Source organism: Teichococcus vastitatis (assembly GCF_003604215.1).
Classification (GTDB): Bacteria; Pseudomonadota; Alphaproteobacteria; order Acetobacterales; family Acetobacteraceae; genus Pseudoroseomonas; species Pseudoroseomonas vastitatis.
This window is the reverse complement of the sequence record NZ_QXGS01000003.1, coordinates 309,883-323,173: the sequence shown is the minus strand read 5'-3', so window position 1 is coordinate 323,173 and position 13,291 is coordinate 309,883. Positions and strand designations below refer to the sequence as shown.

Sequence of the window (13,291 nt, the reverse complement as noted above, 5' to 3'; positions counted from 1 at the left end):
TGCCAGGGCATGCCGGCGGCTGGGGGGTATGTGCCCGCAGGGACTCGAACCCTGGACCCCAAGATTAAAAGTCTCGTGCTCTACCAACTGAGCTACGGGCACGGAGTGGGACGCCGGAGCGGGGGTAAGCCGATCCGGGCCCAGGCTGTCAAGAGCCAGGCACCACCAGAGGGTGCATGAGCTCCGTTCAGGCCGCGTCGGCGGCCAGCTGCGCCTTCAACAGGCGGTCCGGCTCACGCACCATGCCGCTCTGGCCGGCGCCGCGCTTGATCTTGTCCACGAACTCCATGCCCGACGTCACCTGTCCCCAGATGGTGTACTGGCCATCCAGGCTGGAAGCCGGTGCGAACATGATGAAGAACTGGCTGTTGGCGCTGTTCGGCGCCGCCGTCCGAGCCATGCCGCAGACGCCGCGCAGGAAGCGCGCCTTGGCCGGCGGGCTGAACTCGGCGGGCAGGTCCGGCATCTGGCTGCCGCCCGTGCCGGTGCCGGTCGGGTCCCCGCCCTGCGCCATGAAACCCTCAATCACGCGGTGGAACGGCGTACCGTCATAGAAGCCCTGGCGAACCAGCGCCTTGATCCGCTCGACATGCTGGGGCGCGAGGTCCGGCCGCAGCTTGATCACGACGCGGCCATCCTTGAGATCGAAGAACAGCGTGTTCTCGCGATCGTCCTGGGCGGCGGCGTCGTTGGTGGTGGCTTCGCTCATCATGATCCCCGTGGCGGCAATGGTGCTGGCAAGCAGAGTGCGTCGATGCATGCCGTGGTTACTCCCCTGGATCCGCCGGGCGGAGCCGCGCAAGCGTCCGCTCCAGCGTCATCCGCGGCACGAAGGAGGAGATATCGCCTCCCAGCCGCGCGATTTCCTTCACTAAACGCGAAGCAATGAATTGGTTCCCCTCGCTGGCCATCAGAAACAGCTCCTCGACCGCGGGATCGAGGCGCCGGTTCATGCCTGCCATCTGGAACTCGTAGTCGAAATCCGTCCCGCTGCGCAGGCCCCGGATGATGCATCCGGCGCCGACGTCACGGGCCAGGTTCACCAGCAGGCCGTCGAACGCGACGACCTCGATGGTGCAGCCGCTGCCGCCCGCCACGGCCGCGGCCTCGGCGCGGACCAGTTCCACCCGCTCCTCCAGCGCGAACAGAGGTCCCTTCCCGCCGCTGCGGGCGACACTGATCACCAAGCGGTCCAGCAGGCGCGCGGCGCGCCCGATGATGTCGAGATGCCCATTGGTGACCGGATCAAAGGTGCCGGGATAGACGCCGGCGCGCTCAGGCATCCGGAACGTCCTCGCCGCCGGGCAGCTCGGCATCCACGCCCTGCTCCTCGACCACGGTGAAGCAGGAGGTCACGCGCTCGCCATCATCCAGCCGCAGCAGCATCACGCCCATGGCCTGCCGGCCGGTGATGCGCACCTGGTCCACCGGCACGCGGATCAACCGGCCGCTATCGGTCACCAGCATCACGTCGTCGCCGCCGCGCACCGGAAAGGTCGCCACCACCTCGCGGCCCGTGCGGGACGTCAGGTTGATGTTGGTGATGCCCTGCCCGCCACGTCCGGTGACGCGGTACTCGTAGGCCGAGGAACGCTTGCCGAACCCGCCATCGGTGACGGTGAGCAGGATATCCTCAAGCGCTTCAAGCTCGCTCATCCGCTCGGCCGAGAGGGCGATATCGCTATGCGCCTCCTCGGCGCTCTCCTCGGCCAGCGCGGCCTCGGATTCGGCCGCCGCTTCCGCCGCCTCATCGGCGCTACGGCGGCGCTGCGCCGCCTGCTTCAAGTAGGCGGCACGCTCCTCCACCCTCGCCTCGGCGTGGCGCAGCACGGACAGCGCGATCACCTCGTCGCCCTTGCCGAGCCGAATGCCGCGGACGCCGGTGGAGTCGCGGCCGGCGAAGACGCGCAGCGTGTCAACATCGGCCACGAACCGGATGGCCCGGCCGGAGCGCGACGCCAACAACACGTTGTCGCCTTCGCGGCAGGTCGAGACGCCGATCAGGCTGTCGCCCTCGTCCAGCTTCATGGCGATCAAGCCGGAGGAGCGGACGTTCCTGAAATCCGACAGGCGGTTGCGGCGCACATTCCCCTGCGCGGTGGCGAACACCAGGTGCAGGTTCTCCCACAGCGACTCGTCCTGCGGCAGCGGCAGCACGGCGGTCACCGACTCGTTTTCCTGCAGTTGGAGCAACTGGCGCAGCGAACGCCCGCGCGCCGTCGGCCCCGCCTCCGGCAGCTTCCACACCTTCTCGCGGAAGGCGATGCCGCGGCTGGTGAAGAACAGCACCCACTGGTGAGTATGGGCGTTGAAGGAGCGGATCACCACGTCGTCCTGCCGCATCGAGGCGCTGCTGCGGCCACGGCCGCCGCGGTTCTGCGCGCGGAAGGTTTCCAGCGGCGTGCGCTTGACGTAGCCGTCCCGGGTCAGGGTGACCACCATCAGCCCGGGCTCGACCAGGCTCTCGTCATCCTGGTCGGCGATGCCCTCGACGATCTCGGACAAGCGCGGCGAGGCGATCTGCGCCCGCACGGCCAGCAATTCGCTGCTCATCAGCTCCATGCGACGCGGATGCGAGGACAGGATGTCGAGCAGCTCGCGGATGCGGCCGGCCACCTCATCCAGCTCGCCATGGATCTTGTCGCGCTCCAGCCCGGTCAGGCGCTGCAGGCGCAATTCCAGGATGCCGCGCGCCTGCGCCTCGGTCAGGCGAACCGTCTCGTCGACCACGATGTTGCCCGCATCGTCCACCAGGGCGAGCAGCGGCCCGACATCGGCCACCGGCCACTGCCGCGCCATCAGCGCGGTGCGGGCGGTCAGCGCGTCCGGGCTTTCGCGGATCAGCCGGATGACCTCGTCGATGTTGGCCACCGCGATGGCGAGGCCCACCAGCAGGTGCCCGCGATCGCGCGCCTTGCCCAGGCGATGCCGGGACCGGCGGAGGATCACCTCCTCGCGGAAATCGATAAAGGCGCGCAGCGCCTGCCGCAGCCCCATCTGCTGTGGCCGTCCCTCATGCAGCGCCAGGAAGTTGACGGCAAAGGATGTCTGCAGGTTGGTGTACCGGTACAGGTGGTTCAGCACCACCTCCGGCGTGGCATCCTTCTTCAGCTCCACCACGATGCGCAGGCCGGAACGGTCGCTCTCATCGCGGAGGTCGCTGATGCCTTCGAGTTGCTTGGTGCGCACCAGATCGGCGATGCGCTCGATCAGTGCCGCCTTGTTCACCTGGTAGGGGATCTCGGACACGGCGATGGCGCTGCGGCCGCCGCGCATCTCCTCGATCTCGGCGCGGGCGCGCAGCACCACGCTGCCGCGGCCGGTCTCGAAGGCGGAGCGGATGCCGGAGCGGCCCAGGATCAGCGCCCCGGTGGGGAAATCCGGTCCCGGGATGATCTGCATCAGATCTTCCAGCGAGGTGTCCGGCTCCGCGATCAGCTTCAGCGTGGCGTCGATCACTTCCGTCGGGTTGTGCGTCGGAATGTTGGTCGCCATGCCGACGGCGATGCCGTTGGCGCCGTTCACCAGCAGGTTCGGGAAGGCGGCCGGAAGAACCCTGGGCTCCTCGGCGCTTTCGTCGTAGTTCGGGCTGAAATCGACGGTGTCCTCGTCGATGCCTTCCAGCAGCGCCGCGGCGGATTTGGCCAGCCGGGCCTCGGTGTAGCGCATCGCCGCCGGCGGATCGCCGTCCATGGAGCCGAAATTGCCCTGCCCATCGATCAACGGCACGCGCAGCGAGAAGGTCTGTGCCATGCGGACCATGGCGTCGTAGATCGCGCTGTCGCCGTGCGGGTGATACTTGCCCATCACGTCGCCAACGACGCGGGCGGATTTCTTGTAGGGCTTGTCGGCGGTGAAGCCGTTCTCCTGCATGGAGAACAGGATCCGCCGATGCACCGGCTTCAAACCGTCCCGCACGTCCGGCAAGGCGCGCGAAACAATGACGCTCATCGCATAATCGAGGTAGGAGCGGCGCATCTCCTCCTCAAGCGCGATCGGCAGGGTTCCCTCAGGCGGAATATGGCCGGACGGTCCGGTGCCGTTGTCGCTCTCGCTCACGCGGTGTTCCCATGCAGCAGGATGGCAATCAGCCACCGGTTCGAAGAGGATGCCGGTGGAGGGAGGCGGCGGAAGCCACCTGCCCTGTTGGTTTCCCGCTTCTTATACCGCGTCCGGCGGCGGCCGCCAAACGGCCTCAAGCCGTGGCCGCCACCGGCGAATTGCGCTTCAGGGCGGCAACGGCGAAGGCGGTGACCAGAGTCCCCGCGACGATGGCCACTAGGTAGAAGAGGGGATTGCCGACAGCCCCCGGAATGCCGACCACGAAGATCCCGCCATGCGGGGCCCGCAGCGTGCAGCCGAACAGCATGGACAATCCGCCCGCCACCGCCGAACCCAGGATCAGCGCCGGGATTACCCGCACCGGATCCTTCGCGGCGAAGGGAATGGCGCCTTCCGAGATGAACGCTAATCCGAGCACCGCCGCGGCCTTGCCGGCGTCCCGCTCCTCCTGCCCGAAGCGCGACCTTGCAATCAGGGTGGCCAGGGCAATGCCCAGCGGCGGCGTCATGCCGGCCGCCATGATGGCTGCCATGGGAGCATAGGTTTCGGAACCCAGCAGGCCGACGCCGAAGGCATAGGCCGCCTTGTTCACCGGCCCGCCCATGTCCACCGCCATCATGGCGCCGAGCAGCACGCCCAGGATCACCGCATTGGTGGAGCCCATGCTGCGCAGGAACTCCGTCAGCCAGGCCAGCGCCGCCGCGATGGGTGTTCCCAGCACGTAGATCATCAGCAGGCCGGTGATCAGCGAGGCCAGGAGCGGGATCACCAGAACCGGCTTCAGCCCTTCCAGGCTTTCCGGAAATGGCAGCCGGTCGCGCAGGAAGCGGGCGACATAGCCGGCCAGGAAGCCGGCGACGATGCCGCCCAGGAAGCCGGCGCCGATCGCGCCCGCCAGCGAGCCGCCAACGAAGCCCGGCGCAAGGCCCGGGCGGTCGGCGATGGAGAAGGCGATAAAGGCGGCCAGCACCGGCACCATCAGCGCCAGAGCCGATTGGGCGCCGATCTGGAACAAGGCGGCGGGCAGGCTGCCCGGTTCCTTGAAAGCCTCGATGCCGAAAGCGAAGGACATCGCGATGCATAGGCCGCCGGCGGTGACCAGCGGGATCATGTAGGACACGCCGGTCATCAGGTGCTTGTAGACACCGGGCGCCTGGGTCGACTTGCCGGGCGAAGGGGTGGAACCGCCCGGCTTCGCGCCGGCCATCGGCTCCGCCGCCAGGGCGCGGGCGATCAGGGCTTTGCCGTCCTTCAGCGCTTCCGCCGTGCCGGTGACCACGATCCGCTTGCCAGCGAAGCGGCCCGTGTCGACCCCGGTATCCGCGGCGATCACCACCGCGTCGGCCTCGGCGATCTCGGCATCGGTCAGGGTATTCTTGGCGCCCACCGAACCCTGCGTCTCGACCTTGATCTCGTAGCCGGACGCCTTGGCGGCCTTCTCCAGGGCGGCGGCGGCCATGAAGGTGTGGGCGATGCCGGTGGGGCATGCGGTGATGCCGACCAGCCTGCGTGACCGGGCCTCCGCCGCCGGCGAAACAGGTGCGGCCGGAGCCGCCGGAGCCGCCGGCATGGGCGCCGTGGCTTGCGGACGGGGCAGCATGGCGAGCGAGGCCGCGGAGCGAAGCGCCTGCTCGGGCCGCCGGATGGCCTCCACAATGGTGGTGGCGATCAGGGGCTGGCCGGCGAAGCGGGCGGCATCCGCTGTGGCATCGCCGACCAGCAGCACGGCCCCGCCGGATGTGGCGGCTGCCGGCGCGTCGGAGGTGTCGATGGCCAGTTGCAGATCGGCGCGCTGGGCGGCGTCCCGCAGGGCCTCGGCGGCCATGCGCTCATGCGGTTGGCTGGCACCGTGGCGGATCACTGCCAGCAGCTTGGGCGATGGCGAGGAGCCGGGTTCAGGTGGCATGACGCACATCCAGGTTCAAAGAGAAGACATCAAAGGCGTTCAATATGGGCCGCCGCCGCGAGCCGCGTGATCTCCGCCGCCGCTGGCAGCGCGGAGGCCGGCCGCGACACCGCGGCCGCGGCGCAGCCCGTGGCGAGGCGGGCGGCGGCCTCCGCGTCATGGCCTCGGGCCAGAGCCGCGGCAAGGCCCGCCACCATGGCATCGCCGGCCCCCACCGTGGTGGTCAGCGGCACCGGAGGCGGGCGCACCCACAACCGCGCATCACCCAGCAGGAACAGGGCGCCCTCGGCACCGTCCGACACCACAACCTGTCGGACGCCTTGCTGCTGAAGTTCCAGGGCGGCCTGCAGCAGCGCCTCGCGCCCGACCAGTGGCCGGCCGAGAACGGCCGCCAGCTCGGAGCGGTTCGGCTTCACCAGAAACGGCTTCGCCGGCAGGGCTGCACCGAAGGCAGGACCGCTGGTGTCGACGATGATGCGCCGCCCACCGGCCGCCAGATGCTGCATCAGACCGGACCACTCCCCCAGAGGAAGTCCAGGCGGCAGGCTTCCCGACACCACCATCAACTCGGGTGCTGTCAGCAGGCGCTGCTGCAATGCCGGGATGGCGTCGGCCGTGGCGGCGGTGCCGGGGGAATTGATGTCGGTGACGCGTCCACCTGCCGTTTCAACAACCTTGACGTTGATCCGGCAGCGTCCCGGCACCGGCTCGAACCGGCAGATCACGCCCATCGGCCGCAGGAAGGCTTCGAAGGCGGCCACATCCTCCGCGCCCAGCAGCCCCGTGGCGACGGATGGCTCCCCCAGAATCGAGAGCATCACCGAAACATTGATCCCCTTGCCGGCCGGCCGAAGCTCCGTCGCCGCGGCCCGGTTCACCTCGCCGGGCTCCAGGCGCTCCAGCGGAATGGTCAGGTCGAAGGCCGGGTTCAGCGAAACTGTGCCGATCCGCGCCAGGGTGTCACCGGCCATGGACCAGCTCCCGCAGGGCCGGAAGGCCGCGGACATCCGCCGCGGTGCCGCAGCCCAGCGCCGCGCGCGCCACATCCTCCGCCCGCGCCATGCTGAGGCCACGGATCTGCGCCTTCAGCGCGGCCACGTTGGGCACCGAAACCGAAAGCTCATCCACCCCGAGCCCGATCAGGATCGGCGCCGCCATCGGGTCGGCGGCCATGTTGCCGCAGACGCCGACCCAGCGGCCGCGCGCATGCGCCGCCTTCACCGTCATGTCGATCAGGCGCAGCACGGCCGGATCGAGGGCGTCCGACCGCGCGCCGAGGGTCGGGTGCAGCCGGTCCACGGCCAGGGCATATTGGGTGAGGTCATTGGTGCCGATGGAAAAGAAATCGGCCTCGCGGGCCAGCTGATCCGCCATCACGGCGGCGGACGGCACCTCCACCATGATGCCGATCTCGACCGGCGGCGCGTTCAGCGCGGCACGCTCCGCCTCGATCAGCTCCTTCGCCGCCCGCAGGTCAGCCAGGCCATCGACCATCGGCAGCATGATGCGGAGATCCCCGTGGCGGGCGGCACGCAGGGCCGCCCTCACCTGGGTCCGGAACAGCCCGGGCTGGGCAAGGCTGAGACGCAGGCCGCGAAGGCCGAGGAACGGGTTAGCCTCGACCGGGTGCTGGACGAAGCGCAAGGGCTTGTCGCCGCCGGCATCCAGCGTCCGCAGCACCACCGGCAATCCGCCGAAGCCTTCTGCGAGGCGCCGGTAAAGGTCGAACTGCTCATCCTCGCCAGGCGGCTCGCTGCGCTCGTCGAACAGGAACTCGCTGCGCACCAGCCCAGTGCCTTCGGCGCCGGCCGCCACTGCCGCCAAGGCTTCCTCCGGATGGCGGACATTGGCCGCGACCTCGATCCGGTGCCCATCGGTGGTGACCGCCGGCCGGAAGGCGGCGGCCCGGGCCGCGTCGGCGCGGTGCAGGCCCTGCTCCCGGCGCTCCTCCGCTCGTCCCAGGGCAGAAGGGTCGGGGTTCGGCAGCAGCCCGCCGCGGTCACCATCCAGGATCACCGGCGTGCCATCGGCGATATCCAGAACACCCGGTCCGGCGGCCACCACCGCCGGGATGCCCAGGGCGCGCGCGAGGATGGCGGTGTGAGCCGTCGGCCCCCCAGCGGCCGTGACAAGGCCCACGACCCGCTGCGGATCGAGATTCGCGGTTTCGGACGGCGTCAGGTCCTCCGCCGCGATCACGGCCTTCTCGGGAATGGCCGCGGTCTCGGCCGGGCCGCCCACCAGATGCCGCAGCACCCGACGCGCAACATCCTTCAGATCCGTCGCGCGGGCCGCCAGCAGCGGATCGCCGATGCCGGCCAGGGCTGCGGCCTGCGCGTCGGTCGCCCCCTGCCATGCCGCGGGCGCTGAGGCGCCTTCGGCGATGGCGCGATCCGCCGCCTGCAGCAGTTCAGGATCGCCAAGGAACTCCTCATGCGCCGCGAAAATGGCGGCATGCTGGTCGCCAACCCGCTGGGCCATCTCGGAGGCGACGGATTTCAACTCATGTCGGGCCTGATCCAGCGCGGCTTCCAACGCCGCGCGCTCGCCCGCCGGATCGGTGGAGGTGGCGGCGAAGCCGGCGGCCTCGGAGCGGAAGCGGTGCAGCACGCCGATGGCGATGCCCGGGCTGGCCGGCAGGCCGCGCAGCGCCCCGGCCTCCAACTCCGCATCGGCCGCCGCCGGAGGCGATGAACCGGCCGGGGCCGGCGCGGTGGCAGACCCCGGCGCGGCATCGCCCAACTGCTCGTCAAACGCGGCGCGAAGGGCTGTCGCCGCCGCCCGCGCATCGGGCCCGGACACCTCCGCCGTCATGCCGGCGCCGGGCCCGGCGCCGAGTTGCAGCAGCCCCATCATGCTGCGGGCGTCGGCGCTGCGATCGCCATGCCGGAGACGGATCTCCGCACCGAAGCGCTTCGCCAGCTGCACCAGCACCTTGGCAGGCCGGGCATGCATGCCGGCCGCGGCGGGGGCCGCCACCGCCAGGGAAATCAGGTCACCGGCCGCCTCCGGCACGGCCGCAGCGGGCGCCCCGGCCGACCGCGGCTCTGCCTCCGGATCGAGGGCTGCGAGGATGTCCTGCGGATCCCCGGTGCGGGCCAGGCGATCCGACAGCGCCTCATCACCGAGAACGTCGGTGAGGCGCCGCAGCACCGCGATGTGCTCATCCCCCTGCGCCGCGATGGCGACCACCAGCTTCGCCACGTCATCGCCGTTCCAGGCCACGCCGTCCGGCACTTGCAGCACGCCGATGGCCGTGCGGGAGATCAGGTGCCGGTCGCCGCGTTGGCCATGCGGAATGGCGATGGCGTTGCCGAGGAAGGTGTCCGCCTCGACCTCGCGGCGCAGCATGCTGTCGACGTAGCCGGGCTGGATGGCACCGGCATCAACCAGCAGCTGCGCCGCCTGACGGATGGCGGCGTCCTTGCTGGCAGGCTTCGCGGCGAGGCGGATGAGGTCCGCGGAAAGGATCACGGCTGGTCGGGTCCTGTTGTGGTTGTTCGGAACGGAGCCCGCCATCGCTGTCAGACCCGGCCCAGCCCGTGCTCAAGCGTGCCGCGGGCCCGGCACTGTCTGCTCGCGTCAGAACGGGATGTCGTCGTCCAGATCGCTTCCGCCACCCTTCGGCGCATCCCAGCCGCCGCGTTGCGGCCGTGACGCACCGCCGCCGGCGGAGCTGCCGCCACGGTCGCCGAAGCCTGCGCCCTGGCGTCCACCAGCAGGCCGCTCGCCGGCGTCCATGGCGCCGCCGCCCTCCCCGCCGCGGCCGTCCAGCAGCGTCAACTCGCCGCCGAAATTGCGGATCACCACCTCGGTGGAGTAGCGGTCCTGCCCGGCTTGGTCCTGCCATTTCCGGGTTTCGAGCTTGCCTTCGATATAGACCTTGCTGCCCTTCCGGAGGTATTTCTCGGCAATCTCGCCCACGCGCTCGTTGAAGATGGCGACGGAGTGCCACTCCGTGCGTTCCTGGCGGTTCCCTTCACGGTCCTTGTAGGAATCCGTGGTGGCGATTCGCAGATTCACCACCCGACCACCATTCTGGAAGTTGCGGACCTCGGGGTCGCGACCCAGATTGCCGATCAGAATGACTTTGTTGACACTGCCGGCCATGCCGCGCGCTTCCTCATCCGCTGCCCCGTCCCGCCGGGCCTGCCCGGCCGCGGGCCTGGGCAGAACATGGGGTGGACGGGCAAGGTTTCACATCTCCGCGCGCCCCTGCGGGCGCCGTGCCGCAAACTAGCCACAGCCCGTTTCCTCCACCAGTCCCCCGCCACGGCTCCCGCGGCGCCGCAAGTTCACTGGCCTACTTCCCCTGCCCGGCGGATGCTGGCATGAGAGGCCGCAGGAACACATGGCGAACGCAGGGCCGCAGGAGCTTCCGTTGAACAAGCTGTCCAAGCAGAACCTCCCCGCTGTCTCCGGTCAGAACGACCTGATCCGCATCCGCGGCGCCCGCCAGCACAACCTGAAGAATGTCGACATCGACATCCCGAAGCACACGCTGACGGTGATCACCGGATTGTCGGGCTCGGGCAAGTCGTCGCTGGCGTTCGACACCATCTATGCCGAGGGCCAGCGCCGCTACGTGGAAAGTCTGTCGGCTTATGCGCGGCAGTTCCTGGAGCTGCAGCAGAAGCCGGACGTGGACAGCATCGAGGGCCTGTCGCCGGCCATCTCGATCGAGCAGAAGACCACCAGCCACAACCCGCGCTCCACCGTCGGCACGGTGACCGAGATCAACGACTACATGCGCCTGCTCTGGGCACGGGCGGGCGTGCCCTACTCGCCCGCCACCGGCCTGCCGATCGAGGCGCAGACGGTCAGTCAAATGGTGGACCGCGTGCTGGCCATGCCGGAGCGCACGCGGCTGCTGCTGCTGGCGCCGGTGGTGCGTGGCAAAAAGGGCGAGTTCCGCAAGGAGCTGGCCGAGTACCAGCGCCGCGGCTTCGAGCGGGTGAAGATCAATGGCGAGCTGATGCGGATCGAGGATGCGCCGTCCCTCGACAAGCGCCGCAAGCACGACATCGAGGTGGTGGTGGACCGCGTCGTGGTGGGCAATGAGGGGCTGGCCCAGCGCCTGGCGGATTCCTTTGAAACGGCGCTCGGCCTGGCTGACGGCGTGGCCTATGCCGAGAACGCCGACGATGGCGAGCGCACGGTGTTCAGCAGCCGTTACGCCTGCCCGGTCTCCGGCTTCACCCTGGAGGAGATCGAGCCCCGGCTGTTCTCCTTCAACTCGCCCCAGGGTGCCTGCCCGGCCTGCGACGGCCTCGGCACGGAAAGCTTCTTCGACGCGGCCCTCGTGGTGCCGGATGAGGGCCGCAGCCTGGGCGATGGCGCCATCGCCGCCTGGGCCGGCAACAGCGCGCCCTATTACGATCAGACGCTGGACAGCCTGGCCAAGCACTTCAAGGTCAAGACCACCACGCCCTGGAGCGACCTGCCGGTTGCCTTCCGCGAAGCGGTGCTGAACGGCACCGGCAGCGAGGTGGTGTCGCTGCGCTACAAGGACGGGCTGCGCGCCTACGAGGTCAAGAAGCCCTTCGAGGGTGTGCTGCCCAACCTGTCGCGGCGCCTGCGCGAAACCGACAATCCCTGGGTGCGTGAGGATCTGTCCCGCTACCAGGCGGACCGTCCCTGCCATGCCTGCTGCGGCGCCCGGCTCAAGCCGGAGGCCTTGTCGGTCAAGATCGGCGGCCGGCACATCGCGGCGGCGAGCGAATTGTCGATCCGCGACGCGCTGCCCTGGTTCGAGGGCGTGGAGGCTACCCTGACCCCGCAGCGGGCCGAGATCGCGCGCCGCATCCTCAAGGAGATCGTGGACCGGCTGCGCTTCCTGCTGGATGTCGGGCTGGACTACCTGTCGCTGTCCCGCTCCTCCGCCACCCTGTCGGGCGGTGAAAGCCAGCGCATCCGGCTGGCCTCGCAGATCGGCTCAGGCCTGACCGGCGTGCTGTACGTGCTGGACGAGCCCTCGATCGGCCTGCACCAGCGTGACAATGAGCGGCTGCTGGCCACGCTGCGACGACTGCGCGACCTCGGCAACACCGTGCTGGTGGTGGAGCACGACGAGGACGCCATCCGCACGGCCGACCACCTGATCGACATCGGCCCCGCCGCCGGCGCCGGCGGCGGCCGCGTCATCGCCCAGGGCACGCCGGAGGAGGTCGCGCGCCATCCGGACAGCATCACCGGCGCCTATCTTTCGGGCCGGCGCGGCATTCCGGTACCACCGCAGCGCCGCGCCCCGGATGCGGACCGCATGCTGCGCGTGGTAGGCGCGCGCGGCAACAACCTGCGCGACCTGACCGCTGGCATTCCGCTCGGCACCTTCACCTGCATCACCGGCGTTTCCGGCGGCGGCAAGAGCACCTTCACGGTGGAAACCCTGTACAAGGCCACCGCCCGCCGCCTGATGGGGGCCGGCACCGTGCCGGCGCCGCATGACCGGATCGAGGGGCTGGAGCACCTCGACAAGATCATCGACATCGACCAGTCGCCGATCGGCCGCACGCCGCGCTCCAACCCGGCCACCTATACCGGATTGTTTGCACCGATCCGGGACTGGTTCGCGGAACTGCCGGACAGCCGTTCGCGCGGCTACAAGCCCGGCCGCTTCTCCTTCAACGTGAAGGGCGGGCGGTGCGAGGCCTGCCAGGGCGACGGCGTGCTGAAGATCGAGATGCACTTCCTGCCCGACGTCTACGTCACCTGCGACACCTGCAAGGGCAAGCGCTACAACCGCGAGACGCTGGAAGTGAAGTTCCGCGGCAAGTCCATCGCCGACGTGCTGGAGATGACGGTGGACGAAGGCGTTGAGTTCTTCTCCGCCGTGCCCGCGATCAGGGAGAAGCTCCGCGTGCTGCGGGAGGTGGGCCTCGGCTATATCCATCTCGGCCAGCAGGCAACGACGCTCTCGGGCGGCGAGGCGCAGCGCATCAAGCTGTCCAAGGAACTGTCCCGCCGCGCCACCGGCCGTACCCTCTACATCCTCGACGAGCCGACCACCGGCCTGCATTTCGAGGATGTGCGCAAGCTGCTGGAAGTGCTCCACCAACTGGTGGAGCAGGGCAATACGGTCGTCGTGATCGAGCACAACCTGGAAGTCATCAAAACCGCCGACTGGATCCTCGACCTGGGTCCCGAGGGCGGCGATGGCGGCGGTCAGATCGTAGCCGAGGGCACGCCGGAGCAGGTCGCGGCCGTGGCGGCGAGCCACACGGGACGATTCCTGGCCCCCCTGCTGCCGGCCAAGCCGGCATCTCGCCGCAAGCGCGCCTGAGCCTCCGAACTCTGGACTTTTGAACAAGGGAGGCCGGCTTC

At 69.5% G+C, this 13,291-nt stretch carries 8 protein-coding genes and 1 tRNA gene; 1 reads left to right on the top strand and 8 read right to left on the bottom strand.

Going from position 1 to position 13,291, the window contains the following annotated elements; genetic code table 11:
- Positions 1-29: 29 nt before the first annotated feature.
- The 8 genes from D2K64_RS07575 to ssb form a co-directional block, all read right to left on the bottom strand.
- Positions 30-102: transfer RNA gene (locus D2K64_RS07575), tRNA-Lys, on the bottom strand.
- 85 nt (positions 103-187) lie between these two features.
- Positions 188-760 carry a peptidylprolyl isomerase gene (locus tag D2K64_RS07570; RefSeq protein WP_162306162.1) on the bottom strand — a complete coding sequence of 191 codons (573 nt, stop codon included), beginning with the start codon at positions 758-760 and terminating at the stop codon, positions 188-190.
- Between the two features lie 7 nt (positions 761-767).
- Entirely contained in the window at positions 768-1,283 is a 516-nt protein-coding gene (gene coaD / locus D2K64_RS07565) for a pantetheine-phosphate adenylyltransferase (protein WP_120007599.1), read from the bottom strand.
- Entirely contained in the window at positions 1,276-3,978 is a 2,703-nt protein-coding gene (gene gyrA / locus D2K64_RS07560) for a DNA gyrase subunit A (RefSeq protein WP_238384078.1), read from the bottom strand. Before gyrA ends, coaD begins: the two co-directional genes overlap by 8 nt.
- Positions 3,979-4,195: 217 nt before the next feature.
- A complete protein-coding gene (locus D2K64_RS07555; protein WP_202910540.1) occupies positions 4,196-5,968 on the bottom strand; it encodes a fructose-specific PTS transporter subunit EIIC in 1,773 nt (590 codons plus the stop codon).
- Positions 5,969-5,997: 29 nt separating this feature from the next.
- Complete coding sequence (locus D2K64_RS07550; RefSeq protein ID WP_157985756.1) at positions 5,998-6,939, bottom strand: 1-phosphofructokinase family hexose kinase; 942 nt, start codon at positions 6,937-6,939, stop codon at positions 5,998-6,000.
- Complete coding sequence (gene ptsP, locus D2K64_RS07545) at positions 6,929-9,442, bottom strand: phosphoenolpyruvate--protein phosphotransferase (RefSeq protein WP_120007674.1); 2,514 nt, start codon at positions 9,440-9,442, stop codon at positions 6,929-6,931. The genes D2K64_RS07550 and ptsP overlap by 11 nt, the downstream gene beginning before the upstream one ends.
- Positions 9,443-9,550: 108 nt before the next feature.
- On the bottom strand, positions 9,551-10,078 hold the full coding sequence (gene ssb, locus D2K64_RS07540; RefSeq protein WP_120007597.1) for a single-stranded DNA-binding protein: 528 nt from the start codon (positions 10,076-10,078) through the stop codon (positions 9,551-9,553).
- A 271-nt stretch (positions 10,079-10,349) separates the two neighbouring features.
- Between ssb and uvrA the strand changes: the two genes are divergently transcribed.
- Positions 10,350-13,250, top strand: coding sequence for an excinuclease ABC subunit UvrA (gene uvrA, locus D2K64_RS07535; RefSeq protein WP_238384065.1), 2,901 nt, complete (start codon positions 10,350-10,352; stop codon positions 13,248-13,250).
- The last annotated feature ends 41 nt before the right edge of the window (positions 13,251-13,291 follow it).